This is a genomic window from Streptomyces sp. NPDC031274, assembly GCF_055570235.1.
This window is the reverse complement of the sequence record NZ_JBVIHP010000006.1, coordinates 17,732-36,788: the sequence shown is the minus strand read 5'-3', so window position 1 is coordinate 36,788 and position 19,057 is coordinate 17,732. Positions and strand designations below refer to the sequence as shown.

The following is a 19,057-nucleotide window of genomic DNA, read 5'->3' as shown; positions in this document are numbered from 1 at the left end:
GGAAGCCTGCCGCGAAGCGGCGAAAGAGAAGCCCGCAGCGAAGCAGCCGACCAGAGGCAGCCACGACATGACCCGGGGCAATCGGGCGGGTGGGCGGGAAACATCCGCCGCGAAGCGGTGGGACAGGGCCGTTGAAACGTAGCGGCAGCCGCAGCGGGAGGCCCCCTGCTGGAGGGCCCCCTGCTGAAGGCCCCCGGCCAGTTACGGCTGGGCCGCCGCCGCAGCCAACCCGCCCAGCAAGAGCAACGTAAAGCGGCGGGCCCAGTCCTCGTCGACCGGCTCTCCGCTGACCAGGGCGCGGTGCACCACCGCGCCCGCGATCACGTCGAAGATGAGGTCGGCCGTACGTCCCGCGGCCTCGGGGTCGGGCTCGGGGGGAAGTTCGCCCCGTTCCTGGGCCCGCTTGCGCCCCGCGAGGACAAGCCGCTTCTGGCGGTCGACGATCGACGTACGGATCCGCTCCCGCAGAGGTTCGTCCGACGTCGACTCGGCCACCACCGCCATCAGCGCGGTCTTCGTCTCGGGGCGGCCGAGCAGCGCCGCGAATTGGAGTACCACTCCCTCGATGTCCGCCGCCAGGCTGCCACTGTCCGGCAGCTCCAGCTCGTCGAACAGTTCCGCCACCGCGTCCACGACCAGCTCGCTCTTGCCCGCCCAGCGCCGGTAGAGCGTCGTCTTGGCGACACCCGCGCGCGTGGCGACGTCGCCGAGGGTCAGCTTGGACCAGCCCAGTTCGACCAGGGCCTGGCGGGTCGACTCCAGGATCGCGGTGTCCGCCGCGGCGTTGCGAGGGCGGCCGCCGGTGCGGACGGGAGGGGGGATGCGGCTCTGCATCCCGTGACCATACCGGCCAGTACGGAATGGGCCAGAGCGGTGGCGGTCGACGGCGCGTGAGGCAGATCACCGAAGTTCGCAGGGGCCCGCCGCCCACGCGACCGCGCCCGGCAGTTACGCTACGACTCGTAGCGAAAGAGATGTGGGCGGGACGAACGGCAATTCCTCGACGCCCACCATCTTTCGCGGCGAGCGAAGAGCAGAAGAGCGACAACCACAGCGAAAAGCAGCGCGGCACGGGGTGGGGACCCCGCGCCGACAACCATCGGTCCTCCTCGGGACCTTGGCGCCACGACCGTCCGCGGCCCCGCAATCCGGCGGGGGGCTTCGGACGGGCGCGGTTCCCGTACGGCTTGGGGGAGGATGTACTCATGCAGCCACGGAACATGTCCATGAGCGGAGTCGTCGACCTCGCCGCCGTGAAGGCGGCCCAAGAGGCCAAGGCGAAGGCGGAGCAGGCCCGCGCCGAAGCGGCCAGGCAAGGCGGGGGCGCGGTTTCCGGCGTCTCTCCGTCGAGCCTCGTCATCGACGTCGACGAGGCGGGCTTCGAGCGCGAGGTCCTCCAGCGCTCCAGCGAAGTGCCCGTCGTCATCGACTTCTGGGCCGAGTGGTGCGAGCCGTGCAAGCAGCTGAGCCCGCTGCTCGAAGGCCTCGCGCGGGAGTACAACGGCCGCTTCGTCCTCGCCAAGATCGACGTAGACGCCAATCAGATGCTGATGCAGCAGTTCGGGGTCCAGGGGATCCCGGCTGTCTTCGCGGTGGTGGCCGGGCAGGCCCTGCCGCTCTTCCAGGGCGCCGCCCCGGTGGAGCAGATCCGCCAGACCCTTGACCAGCTGATCCAGGTCGGCGAGGAGCGCTTCGGTCTGACCGGCCTCGTCGTCGACCCGGACGCGGAGGGTGGCGAGAGCGGGGAGCAGCGGGAAGCCGCCGTCGCCGAGGTCCCGGCCGGTCCTTACGACGCCCTGCTCGAAGCCGCCGTCCAGGCGCTCGACGCGGGTGACCTTGGCGGCGCCGTCCAGGCGTACCGCAATGTGCTGAACGACGACCCGGGCAACACCGAGGCCAAGCTCGGCCTCGCCCAGGCCGAACTGCTGCAACGCGTCCAGAACCTGGACGCCCAGCAGGTCCGCAAGGACGCCGCCGATCGTCCCGCTGACGTGGCCGCGCAGATCGCCGCCGCCGACCTGGATCTGGTGGGCGGTCATGTGGAGGACGCGTTCGGGCGGCTCATCGAGGCGGTCCGGCGTACGGCGGGCGACGACCGGGACGCCGCGCGTGTGCGGCTGCTCGAACTCCTCGAGGTGGTCGGCTCGGACGACCCGCGGGTGAGCGCGGCGCGCACGCAGCTCGCACGGGTGCTTTTCTGATCCGGCCTGGTCCGGTCTGATCGGGTCCTCTGGATCGGGTCCTCTGGATCGGGTCCTCTGGATCTGGTCCTGCTGACCCGGCCCGTCCTTCTGGCCCGTCCGCTGACCAGTCCCTAAACGCTGGGGCATGTGATGCCCGAGTGAAAATCTGCTGCCAAGGCGTCCCAGTGGCCGCGCTTTACCAAAACTTGGTAAACGCGGCCACTGTTACTTGGAGTAAGCCCAGGCCAGTCTTCTGTCCTGTTCTGCCCTTCAACATCCCGATCTGGTCCTGCCCATGGATGCACCGTCTGTGGCCGACCGATACCGCGCGGTCGTGCTTCGGTTATCGGGCCGTTACTAGCCAGTAACGAACCCCCTTGTGCGGGGGCCGAGAATGCACCACGATCGGCGACGCTCGGTCCTTTGACCCGCAGCCCGAAAGCCAGCCGGGAGCGGGGTTTCTGGGTCCCCACCGAGCAGGCCGGAGGCACCCCGTCGCCGGTCTTGGACAGGGGGGTCTCTGCCATCCGGCAGGGCCTGTCCGGCAGGTTGTGCGTGTCGCGTGCGACCAGTGGTTGTCGCTCGGGGGTGATCGCCGGTGCTGAGTGGCGCAGTTGCGCGCCTCCCATGCGGGCGCTCTCCTTCCCGAGGACGTAGCGCTTCTTCCATCCCTGCCCGACTGAGCCGCCCGAACGGGAGCAGTCAGGGCCGGAGATGTACGTCCGAGAAGGAGGAAAGTCATGGAGTCCGTGGCTCGTGGCGGAACCAGATGGAAGCGGTTCGCCGTAGTCATGGTGCCGAGCGTCGCGGCGACTGCCGCGATAGGCGTGGCCCTCTCGCAGGGTGCACTCGCGGCATCGTTCAGTGTGTCCGGTCAGCAGTTCAAGGTGACCGCCAAACAGCTCGACGGTACCGGTTTCGTCCAGTACGGGGCGCTTGACAGCGGTAAGTCGGGTAATCACCCGGTCGCCGTCGTCGGCCTCGAAGAGGCAGAGATCACCAACCTCTGCCAGTCCGTCGTCGTTCCGGTCCCCGTCTTCGGCGATGTGTCGATGACCCTCAAGGCCGGTGGCAACGGCGGCCCGAAGGTCGAGGCGAAGAAGCTTTACATCGACGCCGATGACCTGAAGGCCGACGCGACGTTCACCAACGTGGACATCGGCGTTTCGGTCGACCGGACCACCAAGGGTCCCGGCCCGTCGAAGGGTGACAAGTACGCCCCGGATTCGTTCGCGCAGCAGGCCGACAAGGTGAAGTTCACCGACGTCAAGCAGCGTGCGTGGGCGACCACCGCAGGCACCTTCAAGCTCTCTGGTCTGGGCATGTCGGTCAAGAAGGGCAAGCACGAGTGCTACTGAGGCAACTGATGCCTTAGCAGCGGTACTTGTCGCGCAGCACGGCTGGGCGCGGGGGCGCGACGAATCTTGACCTCAAACCGTCCCCGTGCCCGAATCCGCAGCACACACAGAACCAACGCCGTTCCCCGAGGAGCTGTACGACATGAGCGCCGAAGCGCAAGTGGGACTGGGCGACAAGCTCGGTCGGATGCGCCAATCGTTCCGAGGGTGGCGCGGTCAGCGCCCGTTCTGGGGTGGCCTGCTGACGTTGCTCGGCGGCATCCCGATCATGTACTTCCCGTACGCGAACCTCACGCTCGGCACGATGACGATCCGGATGGCGACGACCGCCGGTGCCGGCTCGTTGATCATCGGCGTCCTGCTTGTCGTGCTCGGCCTGACCATGTGGTTCCAGCCGCATTCCCGGATCTTCGCGGGTGTCGCGGCGATTCTGCTCGCCCTGGTCTCTCTGGTCGTCTCCAACTTCGGCGGCTTCGTCATCGGCTTCCTGCTCGCTCTGCTCGGCGGTGCCCTCGGCATCTCCTGGGCGGCGGCCAAGCCCGCGAAGGCGTCCGCGAAGGGCAGTGCCGACGGGGGAGCCGACCGCTCCGACAACGGGGCGCCGGAGCCCGCGGCCGCGGGGGCCGCGAACGGGGTGAGCGGCACTACGGACGATCTGTCAGGAACGAGCCCGGACAACGGGACGAACGGGAGGCACCGTGCCGGCTGACGAGGTGCACCAACTGGACTCCGCGGGTGAGCCCCGCGCGAGATCCGGGCCGCGCCACGCGGCACCCAGAAAGCCGCTCCTCACTCGCCTGCACGTTCCCGCGGGCAAGGCGATAGCCATCGCGGCCATGCCGACCGCCGTCCTCATGGGCATGGGGCTCACACCCCAGCTCGCGCAGGCCAAGCCGCTGCCGAAGAACCCCTTCCAGGACGGCCCGTGCGTCACGGCGCCGGACGACGCCTCCAAGGCCACCAAGGACGCTGAGAAGGAAGCCGACAAGGCTGCCGAGGAGAAGGCGAAGAAGGAGAAGGCCGAGCAGGCGGAGAAGGACGCCGCCGAGAAGGCCGACAAGACGGGCAAGGACGACTCGGGCAAGGCCACCGCCGAGCCGACGCCCAAGCCCTCCGCCGGTGACAAGGCGGGTTCGGACGGCGACAAGGCCGAGCCGACTCCGTCGTCGTCCGCCTCGGACGACAAGACCGGCGACAAGGCGGACGAGCCCGCGCCTGAGCCCTCCGAGACCAAGAACCCGTTGGACCCGCTGGGTGTCGGTGACGCGCTCAAGGACATCTTCACGCCCGACGAGAAGAAGCCCGAGAACCCCACGCCGACGCCCTCCGCCTCCGAGGAGAGCAAGTCCTCGGGGTCCTCCAAGTCCTCCGACGACACGGTCAAGGACACGGTCGACGACGTCACCAAGCCCGTCGACGACACCCTCGACGGGGTCAAGGACGGCGTCAAGGACGGTGCCGACAAGGCCGAGGACTCGGTCGACAAGGCCAAGCAGGAGGCCAAGGAGAAGGCTGAGAAGGCGGCTGAAGAGGCTGCCGACAAGGCCAAGGCGGAGGAGTCCGCGGACCCGATGGCACCGGACGAGAACGGCAAGAAGCCGTTCCCGTGCGTGGTCGAGAAGAAGGTCGACGGAGACGCCGAGCAGACGCCGTCGCCGATCCCGAACCAGCCGTGGAACCTGGAGGCCAGCTCGCTGACGCTCAAGGGCGCGGACTACCAGGGCGTCGTGAACCTGACGATGCCCAACGGTGAGACCAAGCAGTCCTTGAAGTACGTCGTCGACAGCACGGACATCGGCGACCTGCACCAGATCGTCGACGGCCCGAGCGGCAAGAAGTACCACGTCGAGGCCGCCAAGGGTTCCACGTCCACGATCACGGGCGGGAAGACGACGATGTACACCGAGAGCATCTCGGGCAAGCTCTTCGGACTCATCCCGATCACGTTCGACCCGGAGCACCCGCCGCCCCTGAACATCCCGCTGATCTACTTCACGGACGTGAAGGTGAAGCAGGCCGGTCAGTTCGGCGGCAACCTGCACATCCCCGGTCTGCACCAGTCGATCACCGACTGATCTTCACCGGGACGCCGGACACCGGGACACCGCACACCGGAACACCGGGAGCCGCAGAAAGCGCTGAGGGCGCCCCCTGAACCAGGGGGCGCCCTCAGTGTCGTATCAAGGCGTGTCAGCCGCCCAGGTGGTGCACACGGACCATGTTGGTGGTGCCGGGGACACCGGGGGGCGAACCGGCGGTCATGACCACGGTGTCGCCGTTGTTGAAGCGGTTCAGCTTGATCAGCTCGGCGTCGACGAGCTCGACCATCGCGTCGGTGTTGTCGACGTGCGGGACGACGTACGAGTCCACGCCCCAGCTCAGGGTGAGCTGGTTGCGGGTCGCCTGGTCGGTGGTGAAGGCCAGGATCGGCTGCGCCGCGCGGTAGCGGGACAGACGGCGGGCCGTGTCACCGGACTGCGTGAAGGCGATCAGCGCCTCGGCGCCCAGGAAGTCCGCGATCTCGCACGCGGCACGGGCCACCGAACCACCCTGCGTACGCGGCTTCTTGCCGGGCACGAGCGGCTGCAGACCCTTGGAGAGCAGCTCCTCCTCGGCCGCCACGACGATCTTCGACATCGTCTTGACGGTCTCGATCGGGTAGGCGCCCACGGAGGACTCGGCGGACAGCATGACCGCGTCCGCGCCGTCCAGGATCGCGTTGGCGACATCGGACGCCTCCGCGCGCGTGGGGCGCGAGTTGGTGATCATCGACTCCATCATCTGGGTCGCGACGATCACCGGCTTGGCGTTGCGGCGGCACATCTCCACGAGGCGCTTCTGCACCATCGGGACCTTCTCGAGCGGGTACTCGACGGCCAGGTCACCACGGGCGACCATGACGGCGTCGAAGGCCGCGACGACGCCCTCCATGTTGTCGACGGCCTGCGGCTTCTCCACCTTGGCGATGACGGGGACCCGGCGGCCCTCCTCGTCCATCACCTTGTGGACGTCCTTGACGTCGCCGGCGTCGCGCACGAAGGACAGGGCGACCATGTCGCAGCCCATCTTCAGGGCGAAGCGCAGGTCCTCGACGTCCTTCTCGGAGAGCGCGGGCACGTTCACGGCCGCGCCGGGCAGGTTGATGCCCTTGTGGTCGGAGATGACACCGCCCTCGACGACGATCGTCTTGACGCGCGGGCCCTCCACCTCGACGACGCGCAGCTCGACGTTGCCGTCGTTGATGAGGACCTGGTCGCCCTTGGAGACGTCACCGGGCAGACCCTTGTAGGTGGTGCCGCAGATGGACTTGTCACCGGGGACGTCCTCGGTGGTGATGGTGAACTCGTCACCGCGCACCAGCTCGACGGGTCCCTCGGCGAAGGTCTCCAGGCGGATCTTCGGACCCTGCAGGTCGGCGAGGACGCCGACGGCACGGCCGGTCTTGTCGGCAGCGGCACGGACGCGGTCGTACCGGCCCTGGTGCTCGGCGTGCGTGCCGTGGCTGAAGTTGAAGCGGGCCACATTCATACCGGCTTCGATCAGCGAGACGAGCTGCTCTTCGGAGTCGACGGCGGGGCCCAGCGTGCAGACGATTTTGGAACGGCGCATGGGGGCGATCCTATCGGTTTGTTTCGCTTCGGAATATTCCGTCTGGTGGAATCTACAAATGGGCGGAAGTGCGCTCAGGCGTTGCGGTGCTGACGGGTCCCGTCATGACGGGTCGCCGAGGGTCGCCACCAGCGCGTAGGTCTGCCGCGCGATCTCCAGCTCCTCGTCGGTGGGGACGACGGCGACCGCCACCCGCGCGTACTCCGGCGAGATCAGCCGCGCCTCGTCGGAACGTACAGCGTTGAGCGCTCCGTCGACCGCGAGCCCCAGCTCCTCGAGGCCCGCGACCGCAGCCTCCCGCACCGGCGCCGCGTTCTCGCCGACCCCCGCCGTGAACGCGATGGCGTCCACCCGGCCGAGCACCGCGTAGTAGGCACCGATGTACTTCTTCAGACGGTGGATGTAGATGTCGAAGGCGAGCGCCGCGGCCTCGTCGCCCTCGTCGATGCGGCGCCTGATCTCCCGCATGTCGTTGTCGCCGCAGAGGCCGACCAGGCCGCTCTTCTTGTTGAGCAGGGTGTCGACCTCGTCGATCGACATCCCGCCGACGCGGGCCAGGTGGAAGACGACCGCCGGATCCACGTCACCGGAACGGGTACCCATCACGAGCCCCTCAAGCGGCGTGAGCCCCATCGATGTCTCCACGCAGCGCCCGCCCCGCACGGCGCTGGCGGACGCGCCGTTGCCCAGGTGCAGCACGATGACGTTGACATCCTCGGGAGCCTTGCCCAGGAGCCAGGCGGTCTTCCGGGAGACGTACGCGTGGGACGTCCCGTGGAAGCCGTAGCGCCGCACGCGGTGCTCGTCGGCGGTGGCCACGTCGATCGCGTAGCGGGCCGCCGACTCCGGCATCGTCGTGTGGAACGCCGTGTCGAAGACCGCGACCTGGGGGAGGTCGGGGCGCAGGGCCTGGGCGGTGCGGATGCCGGTGATGTTGGCCGGGTTGTGCAGCGGCGCCACCGGGACGAGCCGCTGGATCTCCGCGAGCACCTCGTCGGTGATGACCGTCGGCTCCGTGAACTTCAGGCCGCCGTGCACGACGCGGTGGCCGATCGCGGCGAGATCGGGGGAGTCGAGGCCGAGTCCGTCGGCGCTCAGCTCGGCGGAGACCGCCCGCAGGGCCGCCTCGTGGTCGGCGATGGGCTCCTCGCGCTCACGCTCCTCGCCGCCGCCACCAGTCAGCGGGGTGTGCTTGAGCCGCGAGGTCTCCTCGCCGATGCGCTCGACGAGGCCGACCGCGAGACGGGAGCCGTCCCGCATGTCGAGCAGCTGGTACTTCACCGACGAGGAGCCGGAGTTGAGGACGAGGACGCGGGTGGCGCTCACGGGAGGAATGCTTTCTGTAGGCGTCATGCGGAGGGGACGGCGGCCCGGCCCTGGCCCTGGGCCTGGATCGCGGTGATGACGACGGTGTTGACGATGTCCTGGACGAGGGCGCCGCGGGACAGGTCGTTGACCGGCTTGCGCAGGCCCTGGAGTACCGGACCGACGGCGATCGCGCCCGCCGAGCGCTGGACGGCCTTGTACGTGTTGTTGCCGGTGTTCAGGTCCGGGAAGATCAGCACGCTGGCCTGCCCCGCGACCTCCGATTCCGGCAGCTTCGTCGCCGCGACCGAGGGCTCCACGGCGGCGTCGTACTGGATCGGCCCCTCGATCTTCAGATCGCCGCGGCTCTCCCGCACCAGCTCGGTCGCCTCGCGCACCTTGTCGACGTCGGCGCCCGACCCCGACGTACCCGTCGAGTACGAGAGCATCGCGATCCGCGGCTCCACGCCGAACTGCTCGGCGGTGGCGGCGGCCTGCACGGCGATGTCGGCGAGCTGCTCGGCGTTGGGGTCCGGGTTCACCGCGCAGTCGCCGTAGACGAGCACCTTGTCGGCGAGGCACATGAAGAAGACGGAGCTGACGATCGAGGCCTCGGGCTTCGTCTTGATGATCTCGAAGGCGGGCCGGATGGTGGCGGCCGTGGAGTGCACGGACCCCGACACCATGCCGTCGGCGAAACCTCCCTGCACCATCAGCGTGCCGAAGTAGTTCACGTCCGCGACGACGTCGTGCGCCAGCTCCACGGTGACGCCCTTGTGGGCGCGCAGCTCGGCGTACTCGGTGGCGAAGGCGTCCCGCAGCTCGGAGGTCTGCGGGTCGATGAGCTGCGAGTCGGCGAGGTCGACGCCGAGGTCGGCCGCCTTCTTGCGGATCTGCTCGATGGGACCGAGGAGCGTCAGATCGCAGACGCCGCGGCGCAGGAGCACATCGGCGGCGCGCAGGACGCGCTCCTCGGTGCCTTCGGGCAGGACGACGCGGCGCTTGTCGGAGCGGGCCTGCTCCAGGAGCTTGTGCTCGAACATCATCGGCGTGACGCGGTCACTGCTGGGGGCCTGTACGCGGCTGCGCAGGCCCGCGGTGTCGACGTACCGCTCGAAGAGCCCGAGGGCCGTCTCCGCCTTGCGGGGGGTGGCGGCGTTCAACTTCCCCTCCAGGGCGAAGAGTTCGCCCGCGGTCGGGAAGGAGCCACCGGTCACGGCGATGACGGGGGTGCCGGGCGCGAGGCGGTCGGCGAGCTTGAGGATCGCCTCGCCGGGCTGCTCGTTGAGGGTGAGCAGGACGCCCGCGATGGGCGGCGTACCGGCGTTGTGCGCGGCGAGCGAGCCCACGACGAGGTCGGCGCGGTCGCCGGGGGTGACCACGAGGCAGCCCGGGGTCAGGGCGTTCAGGAAGTTCGGCAGCATCGCGCCGCCGAAGACGAAGTCGAGCGCGTCACGCGCCAGGCCCGCGTCGTCGCCGAGCACGACGCGGCCGCCGAGCGCGTGGGTGATCTGGGCGACCGTGGGGGCGGCGAGGGCGGGCTCGTCCGGCAGGACGTAGCTGGGCACGGGAAGGCTGCCCGCGAGGCCCTCGTGGATCTCGTCGCGGTCGGCCGGTGCCACCCGGTTGGTGACCATCGCCAGGACGTCGCAGCCCAGGCTCTCGTACGCGCGATAGGCGTTGCGCGTCTCGGCGCGGACGGATTCGGCGGTCTGCTTCTTGCCGCCGACGACGGCTATCACCGAGGCGCCGAACTCGTTGGCGAGGCGGGCGTTGAGGGACAGCTCGTCAGGGAGCTGGGTGTCGGCGAAGTCGGTCCCGAGCACGAGGACGACTTCATAGTCCCTGGCCACCCGGTGGAAACGGTCGACGAGCTGGGAGACGAGCTCGTCGGTGCCCTGCTCGGCCTGGATCGCGGAGGCCTCGTGATAGTCCATCCCGTACCCCGACGCGGCGTCCTGCGCGAGCCGGTAGCGGGCGCGCAGGAGATCGAAGAGCCGGTCGGGCCCGTCGTGGACGAGCGGCCGGAACACCCCCACCCGGTCGACCTGACGCGTCAGGAGCTCCATGACTCCCAGCTCGATGACCTGGCGGCCGTCGCCCCGGTCGATCCCGGTCACGTACACGCTGCGCGTCACGCGTGCTCTCCCCTTCTTCGCTGGCTCAGGGCTGCAAGGCCTCCAGGCCTCCGGACCTCCAGGCCTTCTCGGCCTCAAGGCCTCAGCCCCGGACAAATGACCCGATATGGTTGCCGTGCCCTCTTGACAATACCTCTGTGGCTGACTAGGTCGCCCGCCGGACGAAGGCCCCCATTTAGCGGGCCCAAAGGCCTCCTCCCCAGGATCGGGCGGAGCAGCCGTGGGAGGGGAAGGGTTCTGTGGCGGAAGTCGGACAGGCGGAGGACGGGAGACGGGGGAGGGGAGCCGGAAGGCGGGGGACGGGAGACGGGAGGCGGAGGACGGGAGGCGGGAGGCGGCGTTCGACGGGTGAGCGGCGTCCGGTTCCCGGCCATGGAACAATCAGACCGGCTCACACGCATCAACAGCGAGCAGGAGACACAGCACGATGCGCATCGGAATTCTCACCGCAGGCGGCGACTGCCCCGGCCTCAACGCTGTGATCCGGTCGGTCGTGCACCGAGCCGTCACGCATTACGGCGACGAGGTCATCGGCTTCGAGGACGGTTACGCGGGCCTGCTCGACGGCCGCTACCGCTCCCTGGGCCTCAACGAGGTCAGTGGAATCCTGGCCCGTGGCGGAACGATTCTGGGCTCCTCGCGCCTGGAGCGCGACCGCTTCCGCGCGGCCTGCGAGGACGCGCCCGCGCTCGCCAAGGAGATCGGCTTCGACGCCCTGATCCCCATCGGCGGCGAGGGCACGCTCACGGCCGCGAAGATGCTGTCGGACGCGGGCCTGCCGGTGGTGGGCGTCCCGAAGACGATCGACAACGACATCTCCTCCACGGACCGTACGTTCGGCTTCGACACGGCGGTGGGCGTGGCCACGGAAGCGATGGACCGCCTCAAGACGACCGCCGAGTCCCACCAGCGCGTGATGGTCGTCGAGGTCATGGGCCGCCACGCGGGCTGGATCGCCCTGGAGTCGGGCATGGCGGGCGGCGCCCACGGCATCTGCCTCCCCGAGCGCCCCTTCGACCCCGCTGACCTGGTCAAACTGGTCGAGGAGCGGTTCTCGCGCGGCAAGAAGTTCGCGGTGATCTGCGTGGCCGAGGGAGCGCACCCGCAGGAAGGCACCATGAACTACGGCGTGGGCGCGATCGACCAGTTCGGCCACGAGCGCTTCCAGGGCATCGGTACGGCACTCGCGTACGAACTGGAGACCCGCCTCGGCAAGGAGGCCAAGCCGGTCATCCTGGGCCACGTCCAGCGCGGCGGCACCCCGACCGCGTACGACCGCGTCCTCGCCACCCGCTTCGGCTGGCACGCGGTGGAGGCGGTGCACCGTGACGACTACGGCCGGATGACGGCGCTGCGGGGCACGGACATCACGATGGTGCCGCTCGCGGAGGCGGTCACCGAGCTGAAGACGGTGCCGAAGGACCGGATGGACGAGGCGGAGTCGGTCTTCTAGCGCTCTGACTTCCAGTGCTCTGACCGGGATGGTTCACCGGGTTTCGGTTCACACGGTTGGATGGCGGGCCCGTTGGATGTGAGCTGACAGGCCGTCCGACGGGTGGAGGCGGGATGGCAGAGCCCGTTCGAGTCCGCCGGCTAACTGATCAGGAAGGGCAGCGGTTACAGCAGATCGTGCGCCGGGGCAGCACCAACTCGGTGCGCTACCGGCGCGCGATGACGCTGCTCGCCTCGGCCGGCGGGAACCGAGTTCGGCCCGCTCGGGATGCGGCGCACGGCGGGCTTCGGCTGGGCCAGGAAGAAGCGCGAGCCGCAGCCCCGGAGGGCCGAACGGGGCGGCCGGTTCAGGAGAAGGATGACTCAGGAGGCGGACGGGTCGATCTCCCCCGCGAAGACGATGACCTGGTCGATGAGGCTCCGCCGCAGATGGACGACGTCCGTTCCCGCCAGACGGGGGCCTCCAGCCGGCGTGGTGAAGACCCACTGGTACCGGGCCCACTCGTCAGGCATGTCCACCGCTGAGCAGCGCACCATCGTGCCGGTCCCCGCCGGGTGGCGCCGGATGTCCAGCACGAACCGCTCGACCGCCTCGATCCCTTCGCTGCGGCCCAACGGCCCCCAGAAGACCACGTCCGAGGTCAGGGCCTGGGAGAGGAGCGCAGTCACATAGCTGTCGTCCGAGGCGTTGAACGCGGAGATGAACGTGTCGATCGCGGACCGCGCGGTTTCTTCCTGCATGCACCAGTAATACCAGTCGTTTCGCGGAACGCGCTCGTCCCGTAAGCCGTCATCCGATCACGGTGAACCATCCCGGTCACAACACTAGGGGCGAGTCGGACTGGGCGGCGGACGGCCGGGTCTCACCCCTTGGCCGCCTCCCCCGGACCTGCGCCCAAAAGTGCTCAGGCCCCCCGGACTTGCGCCCAGAAGTGCTCAGGCCCCCCGGACCAGCGCCCAGAAGTGCTCAAGGATCTTGTCCAGGAAATCCCGCCCCGCACTCCCCGAGGCATCGGCCCCGGCCCCGCCGCCCCAACTGAGCGTCCGGACCATCCGCGACTGGTAGTCGGCGTGCAGTTGCTGCAACACGTCCTCCAGATGCCGCTTCCGTACGGGCAGCATCTTGCTGACGGGCCGGACGTACCCCTGCCAGCGGGTGGTCACGGCGCTGCGCAGCAGACCGGCGAGCTCGTCGGCGCGCCCCGTGACGGCGATGAAGTCGGGCAGGGGGAGCTGCAACACCTCGGCGAGTGCGGCGGACTGCCGCTCGTTGCCGCGCCAGGTGTTGGTCTCCTCCATGTGCAGATAGGCCTGGATCTCGACGCCGGAGCCCCGCGCGACATCTTCCGGGGCAAGTCCGCGCGCAAGCCGGTGTTCGCGCAATGTCGTGGCGGCGCCCATGAGTTCACCGGGAGAGCACCACAAGGTCCCCGCGAGGGCGGTGAGCTCGGCGGAGGTGGGCGAGGCGAGCCCACGTTCCCAGGCGGAGATGGTCTCGGGGGTGATGTGGGCGAGCCCGTAGCTCGCCCGCATCCCGTAGGCGACATGCCCGTGCGCCATCCCGAGGGCCTCACGGAGGCGACGGGCGGCGGGGAAGTTGAACGGGGGTGTGGGCTGGTGCGGCGGCGGTTGGCTGGGTTGCACGGGCACACGGTATGGGGGTGGGGGGCTGGCGACTACGGTGCGTTCCTACGAGGTTGCGGATTGGTACGAAGCTACGGGGGGCGGGCTGGGGGAGCGGTGTCCGCCCAGCAGCGCGTCCGGTTGCGCCCCCGTCGGCTATCGGTTGATGGACTGGATCTCCTGGACCACCACGTCCTGATCCGCGCCAAACTCTCCGTCGGGGAGCTCTTGCGGTGCGTCCACTCCGGTGCCGGTCCAGTGAATCTTCCACGTGACCGTTGCCTTGAGCGGGTACGAGTCGTCGCCTGACGAGCGGAGGTACTTCACGCCGCAGGGCGGGTCCTGGTCGGACTTGCCCTTGGCGTACGGTTCGCCGATCTTGCCGTTCTCGATCGGGCAGACCCCGGAGGCGGGGTAGGTCTCGGCATCCTTCGCGCCCGGGTCGATCTTGAGGGAGATCGGCTCGGCGGTGGTGGTCGCGTGGATGTCGAGGATGGGGACGGTGGCCGTCACCGACACCGGCTTGAACTCCGCACCGTCCAGCCAGGCCCAGGTCGGCAGGTTGACCTTCGTCTCGCCCTCGGGGGCGAGGGTCACCTTGGTGCCGGGTACGCGGACTTCGGCGTACGCGAGTTTGGCGAGCATCTCCGGTGTGATCGCTTCGGGGATGTCGGCCGGGGGCGGGTCGCCCTTGTCTACCCAGAAGGTGGGCTTGTTGCAGGCGTCCCAGCCGGGCGGGTAGCTGTCGTTGGAGAAGGACGTCCACCAGTAGCCCTTGCCGGCCTTGTCCAGGTTGAAGTCCTTGTAGGGCTCACCGTCCACGTACCGCTTCTTTTGCTCCAAGTCCCACTGGTAGCCGGTCGATTCAGCCTGCCAGATCGGCTCGACGTGCTTCTTGAACTGAGCGGGGGAGTACTTGGGGGCGTACCAGCAGGCGGGCGGGGTCCAGTTCGTGGCGGGGGCCACGGGGCCGGTCTTGGCTCCGGTGCCGTTCTTGGAGCGGTCGTAGACGATGCCGGAGGCAGCGGCCGAGACGGTTCCGTCGTCCTTGGCGTTGCCGGAGGCATGGCTGTCGGACCCCGGATCCTGGGCTCCGCCACCGATCTCATTGTCAGCCGCCGCCGGAACGGCTGTAAGGACCACGCAGCCGAGGGCGGTGACGGTAAGGACTTTCAAGCGACTTCTTACGGCTGGCATTTGGCACTCCCCCGAGTCGAGTTCATCTGCGTGGTGACCCAGACGCCCGCTTCGTTCCTCTCCAGCTTGGTGGCATAGAGGACATAGCTGTTCTTCGTTGCGGGAGTCTTGTTGACCTTGTCCTTCTTGAGGTACTTGTCGTAGGCCTTGCTCTGGTCCTCGCAGTACATGAGGGACGCGGAGTGGCCATCACCCGAGATCTCCGGGTTGTAGTAGCGGTAGGCGCCGGTGGTGCGCGCCTTCGCGTCGACATAAGCCTTGATGAACTTCTGTGTCTGAGCGGCAGCTTCCCCTTCGTAGTAGAAGCGGTACGCCTTGTTCATCGGGTCCTGTTCGGCGATTGCCATGTCAACCGCCTGGATGGACTGCTCACTGTCGGCCAAGATCGCGTCATCGGCCTTCTTGCCCGTCTTCGGCCAGTCGAAGGTGTACTTCAGGTCTGAAGGCAGGTCGATCTTCGGACGCTCGGCGTCCTCTTGGGCCGACGCGCTGGGCGAAGGTGACTTCCCCCCGCTCCCCTTATCCGCTCCGGCGATCTTGTCGCCGTCCTTGGACTCGTCGTCACTGCTGCCGCAGGAGGAGAGCAGCAGAGCCGCGGATACGGCGAGCGCGGACGTCGCTAGGCGGAGAGGGCGGTTCACTGTCGGCTCCTGGTGGGGGTGAGAGTTAGCGCGAGCTAAGTACGCTAGTGGGCGCTGATCGGTGGCACCAGAGAGATATCTGACGATCATTGGGGCGTCAGGTGCCTATCCCGGTGAATCCGGGCAACGATTCACTCCCAGGGTTCGCGCAGCGGTTTGCGCTTCCACCACGTGCCGAGGTCCGCATCGGGCAGCCGCGTCGGTAGATGCACCCAGGGGCGCAGCGAGCCTTCCGGGTCCGGGGCCGTCGCCGCGTCGAAGCGGGCGTCGAGGGCCGCCAGGAGCTGCCCCAAGGGACCTCCACGTGCCTCCGGCGGGAGTGTGGCCATCACCTTGGCCAGGGAATCCCGGGATTCGAGGTCGTTGCCGTACTCGATGATGAAGTAGCAAGGTTCACTTTGTGCCCGGCCGGGTTCCAGGCGCCGTACGAGCCGTTCCCAGGAGGCGACGCGGTGGGCCACCGAGTACACCGGGGCCGTGATTTTCGGGCGCAGGCGTGGGGCCACACGTGATCGCTCGAGCTCCAGGCGTTCCGCGTCCGACCGGGCGACGGCAACCCGCAGCGGTTCCGAAAGCTGCGCCCACACCGCCTCGCTCAGCGGTGCGTCCCGGAACACCCCCGGTGGGTGGAAGTGCACGTGCAAGTGTTGGCCCTTCTGGAGGCGAGTCAGGGTCAGCGAAGTAGTGAAGTGAGGAGTGCGCATGGGCACCGTACGGAAAGCCATGGACCTTGAGGCCTATACGGAGCAGGCGCGCAGCGGGCCCTGTTTCGTCTGTGCGTTCCTTGCCGGGGATCCCGGCTACCCGCATCACACCATCCACGAGGACGACGATCACATCGCCTTTCTCGATCGGTGGCCCACCCTTCCCGGGAAGGTCCTCGTCGCCCCGAAGGGTCATGTCGAGCACGCCGTGCGGGAGTTGGACGAAGCCGCCTATGTGCGGCTCATGCTCTTCGTGCGGAGAGTCGCTCTTGCCGTCGAGCACGTCGTCGACTCCGAGCGGACCTATCTCTACTCCTTGGGGAGCCAGCAAGGGAACAGTCACCTTCACTGGCACATCGCCGCCCTGCCGCCCGGAGTCCCTTACGCCGAGCAGCAGTTCCACGTCCTGATGAGCGAGAACGGTGTTCTGGACGTGCCCTCGGACGAAGCGGCCGACGTCGCCGCGCGGATCCGGGACGCCATCGTCTCCTAGGGGCTGACAGCCGGTACGCGGTACTTACTGCTTTGTGGGCGTGAACTTCCCTTTCACCTTGCCGATTTCGGACCACTGGGCGTCCTCGCGGCGGTCGAACCACACCGGGCGATTCCGCGCCGAACGCCGCTTCTCGAAGGAGACCTCGCCGAGGACGCCGTTGACGGAGACGTTCTGGATCTCGCGGTCCAAGGTGTGCCAGAGTGAGGTGGCCGAGGTGGCCGAGGCGTCGGTGGGGAGTTCTTTGAGTGCGGTGGCCAGGGCCAGGGCGCCGTCGTACAGCTCCTGGTTTCCGCGTGCCGAGGGGTTGTCGTCGGGCTCGCCCGAGTAGCTGCGGGTGCGCACGACGCCGTCGGGGATCTTCTTGTCCGTCTTTTCCGCCGTCGCCCGCTCCTCCGAGTCCTCGCAGACGCCCTTGGGATCGCTCTGAGTCAGTACGGGGCCGGTGAAGCCGTCGGCCCTGAGCCTCTTGGCCCATGCGGTGGCGTCCGACCCGGTGGGCACCACGACCGCATCCGCCCGTGCCCCGGCGACGAGAGCGGGGATCCGCGACGCCTTCACCTCGCGGGGATCGGTGTCCAGTGCCTCGGCGGTGACGCCACCTCTGCGCAGCCCGGTACCGATTCCGTCCTCGCGGTTGGCCCAGATCTTGTCCTCGGCCACGAGCACCCGGCGCGCCTCGGTCCGCGTCAGGAGGTACTCGGCCATCGCCTCGCCCTGTCGCGCCTCGTCGGCCGGGATCGCGAACGCGCCCCCGGCGTGGGCGACGTCGTAGCACGTACTGATCTCGGGCAGGAAAGCCTCGTCCGTGTCGTGCACCCAGGAGAAGTCGACGGTGTCACCGATGACGGCGAGCATGTCCGGGCGCTCGGCGAGAAGCTCGCGCGACGTCGTGTCGGGGTCGGCGGACACAGGGACGAGACGGAAGCGGCTGCCGCTCTTCGCGCCGAGCGTCTCGGCGAAGGCGGACTTGACCGTGCGCAGCTGCTGCGTCGTGAACTGCTCGTACTCCGACTTCTCGTACTCGTCCGGGTCGGCGTCGGAGCGCTTGGCACCGACGTGGGTGTAGCTGTGGGCTACGCCGATCTCGTAGACGGCCGGGGTGTCCTTCGCGCCGGACGTGGACTCCGTGTCGGGTGCGGCGAGGGCGCGTATGCCCAGGCCCGTCGGGATGCCGACCGCCAGGACGAGGGCGGCGGGGATCAGCAGGCGCTTGCGGGAGCGGCGGCGAGACCCGGGTGCGGACGGGGGTGCGGGGTCCTTGCGGACGGCGGGCGGTTGAGGGCGGGCGTCCTCGGCCGGGGTGGCGGCGGGGACGGAGTCCTGTACGTCGTCCGGAGCGTCCGGAGCGTTCGGAGCGTCCGGAGCGTCCGGGCCGTCTGGTTCCGATGGGTCGTATGAGGGGTCGTACGCGGGGTCGTATGCGGAGGATTCAGTCGTTGATCCTTGCGGAGCCCGCTCCGGGACCACCGCCAGGATCCGCTCGATCACCGTCGCCGCATCCGCGGGCCGGTCGGCGGGATCCTTCGCGAGCAGGTCCAGGACCAGGCGCTCCACCGGCGCCGTCACCTCAGGCCGCGCCCGCGACGGCCGCAGCGGTGCGTCGTTGACGTGGTTGTACATGACGCCGGCCGCGGTGCCGGTGAACGGCGGGTGGCCGACCAGGAGTTCGTAGAGTACGCAGCCGAGCGCGTACAGGTCGGTGCGTCCGTCGCCCGGCTCCTGGCGGAACCGCTCCGGCGCCAGATACGGCACGCTGCCGAACGGCAGTTGCCCGGTCCGCGTGAGGCGCGAGTCGCCCGCGGCCCGCTCCACGAATGTCGCGATGCCGAAGTCGACGACCTTCGCGGTGCCGTCCTGCGCGATCATCACGTTGCCGGGCTTGATGTCGCGGTGCACGACACCCGCCGAGTGCGCCGTGCCCAGGGCGCGGCAGACGTCCGCCGCCCAGCGCAGGGCGTCCGCCACGGATACGCGGACACTTTCGCGCAGCACCTGGTCGAGCGAGCGGCCCTGCACCAGGGCCATCACCAGATACGGGGTGCTGCCGTCCGTTCCGTGATCGTGGACGGCCACGATGTGCGGACTGTCGAGCGATGCCGCCGCGCGGGCCTCCTGCCGGAAGCGGGCCAGCGACTGCTTCTGCTCGCCCTCGCCCGCTTCCGCGGACGCCGACGCCGACGGCATGAAGAGCTTGACCGCGACCTCGCGGCCCAGGCTCTCGTCCCGCGCCCGCCACACCTCTCCCATGCCGCCCGCGCCGATGCGCTCGAGCAACTCGTACCGGCCGTTCAGCAAACGCCCCCGCATGTGTCCTCCCTCAGCCCCTCCCGCAGACCCGGTGATCCTAGCCA

At 68.9% G+C, this 19,057-nt stretch carries 16 protein-coding genes and 1 pseudogene; 7 read left to right on the top strand and 10 right to left on the bottom strand.

The features are described 5' to 3' along the window. Window positions 1–201: 201 nt before the first annotated feature. On the bottom strand, window positions 202–834 hold the full coding sequence (locus tag ACZ5CR_RS11895; RefSeq protein WP_468856289.1) for a TetR/AcrR family transcriptional regulator: 633 nt from the start codon (window positions 832–834) through the stop codon (window positions 202–204). A 371-nt stretch (window positions 835–1,205) separates the two neighbouring features. Between ACZ5CR_RS11895 and ACZ5CR_RS11890 the strand changes: the two genes are divergently transcribed. The 4 genes from ACZ5CR_RS11890 to ACZ5CR_RS11875 all read left to right on the top strand — a co-directional run bounded on the left by ACZ5CR_RS11890 (window position 1,206) and on the right by ACZ5CR_RS11875 (window position 5,616). Beyond that, a complete protein-coding gene (locus ACZ5CR_RS11890; RefSeq protein ID WP_468856287.1) occupies window positions 1,206–2,201 on the top strand; it encodes a tetratricopeptide repeat protein in 996 nt (331 codons plus the stop codon). Between the two features lie 722 nt (window positions 2,202–2,923). Beyond that, window positions 2,924–3,541, top strand: a complete 618-nt coding sequence (locus ACZ5CR_RS11885) for a DUF6230 family protein (protein WP_468856285.1) — start codon at window positions 2,924–2,926, stop codon at window positions 3,539–3,541. A gap of 142 nt (window positions 3,542–3,683) precedes the next feature. After that, window positions 3,684–4,250 carry a DUF6114 domain-containing protein gene (locus ACZ5CR_RS11880; RefSeq protein ID WP_468856282.1) on the top strand — a complete coding sequence of 189 codons (567 nt, stop codon included), beginning with the start codon at window positions 3,684–3,686 and terminating at the stop codon, window positions 4,248–4,250. Next, complete coding sequence (locus ACZ5CR_RS11875; RefSeq protein WP_468856281.1) at window positions 4,240–5,616, top strand: hypothetical protein; 1,377 nt, start codon at window positions 4,240–4,242, stop codon at window positions 5,614–5,616. Before ACZ5CR_RS11880 ends, ACZ5CR_RS11875 begins: the two co-directional genes overlap by 11 nt. A gap of 115 nt (window positions 5,617–5,731) precedes the next feature. Here ACZ5CR_RS11875 and pyk read toward each other — a convergent pair whose 3' ends face one another. The 3 genes from pyk to pta form a co-directional block, all read right to left on the bottom strand. After that, a complete protein-coding gene (pyk, locus tag ACZ5CR_RS11870; RefSeq protein WP_468856279.1) occupies window positions 5,732–7,150 on the bottom strand; it encodes a pyruvate kinase in 1,419 nt (472 codons plus the stop codon). Window positions 7,151–7,252: 102 nt separating this feature from the next. Then, complete coding sequence (locus ACZ5CR_RS11865; protein ID WP_468856276.1) at window positions 7,253–8,476, bottom strand: acetate kinase; 1,224 nt, start codon at window positions 8,474–8,476, stop codon at window positions 7,253–7,255. 23 nt (window positions 8,477–8,499) lie between these two features. Then, the gene (gene pta / locus ACZ5CR_RS11860) at window positions 8,500–10,593 is read right to left on the bottom strand and encodes a phosphate acetyltransferase (RefSeq protein WP_468856274.1); all 2,094 of its coding nucleotides are present in this window, start codon (window positions 10,591–10,593) and stop codon (window positions 8,500–8,502) included. A gap of 427 nt (window positions 10,594–11,020) precedes the next feature. Here pta and ACZ5CR_RS11855 point away from each other — a divergent pair, with 427 nt between their 5' ends. Both ACZ5CR_RS11855 and ACZ5CR_RS11850 read left to right on the top strand, forming a co-directional pair. Next, entirely contained in the window at window positions 11,021–12,046 is a 1,026-nt protein-coding gene (locus ACZ5CR_RS11855) for a 6-phosphofructokinase (protein ID WP_453531270.1), read from the top strand. Between the two features lie 113 nt (window positions 12,047–12,159). Beyond that, window positions 12,160–12,300: pseudogene (locus ACZ5CR_RS11850) on the top strand (IS630 family transposase); the annotation flags it as partial. Between the two features lie 108 nt (window positions 12,301–12,408). On the opposite strand, the gene ACZ5CR_RS11845 reads toward ACZ5CR_RS11850, so the two are convergent. From ACZ5CR_RS11845 to ACZ5CR_RS11825, 5 genes are all read right to left on the bottom strand, one after another. Beyond that, window positions 12,409–12,786, bottom strand: a complete 378-nt coding sequence (locus tag ACZ5CR_RS11845) for a nuclear transport factor 2 family protein (protein WP_468856272.1) — start codon at window positions 12,784–12,786, stop codon at window positions 12,409–12,411. Between the two features lie 195 nt (window positions 12,787–12,981). Then, on the bottom strand, window positions 12,982–13,605 hold the full coding sequence (locus ACZ5CR_RS11840; RefSeq protein ID WP_468856886.1) for a helix-turn-helix domain-containing protein: 624 nt from the start codon (window positions 13,603–13,605) through the stop codon (window positions 12,982–12,984). Between the two features lie 219 nt (window positions 13,606–13,824). Next, the gene (locus tag ACZ5CR_RS11835; RefSeq protein ID WP_468856269.1) at window positions 13,825–14,865 is read right to left on the bottom strand and encodes a hypothetical protein; all 1,041 of its coding nucleotides are present in this window, start codon (window positions 14,863–14,865) and stop codon (window positions 13,825–13,827) included. Continuing rightward, the gene (locus ACZ5CR_RS11830) at window positions 14,853–15,506 is read right to left on the bottom strand and encodes a hypothetical protein (RefSeq protein WP_468856267.1); all 654 of its coding nucleotides are present in this window, start codon (window positions 15,504–15,506) and stop codon (window positions 14,853–14,855) included. Before ACZ5CR_RS11830 ends, ACZ5CR_RS11835 begins: the two co-directional genes overlap by 13 nt. Before the next feature lie 131 nt (window positions 15,507–15,637). After that, the gene (locus ACZ5CR_RS11825; protein ID WP_468856265.1) at window positions 15,638–16,123 is read right to left on the bottom strand and encodes a hypothetical protein; all 486 of its coding nucleotides are present in this window, start codon (window positions 16,121–16,123) and stop codon (window positions 15,638–15,640) included. Between the two features lie 85 nt (window positions 16,124–16,208). Here ACZ5CR_RS11825 and ACZ5CR_RS11820 point away from each other — a divergent pair, with 85 nt between their 5' ends. After that, window positions 16,209–16,703, top strand: a complete 495-nt coding sequence (locus tag ACZ5CR_RS11820; RefSeq protein ID WP_468856263.1) for an HIT family protein — start codon at window positions 16,209–16,211, stop codon at window positions 16,701–16,703. A 24-nt stretch (window positions 16,704–16,727) separates the two neighbouring features. On the opposite strand, the gene ACZ5CR_RS11815 is transcribed toward ACZ5CR_RS11820, so the two are convergent. Beyond that, window positions 16,728–19,013: a protein kinase domain-containing protein gene (locus ACZ5CR_RS11815; RefSeq protein ID WP_468856261.1), complete on the bottom strand. Its 2,286-nt coding sequence runs from the start codon at window positions 19,011–19,013 to the stop codon at window positions 16,728–16,730. Between the last annotated feature and the right edge of the window lie 44 nt (window positions 19,014–19,057).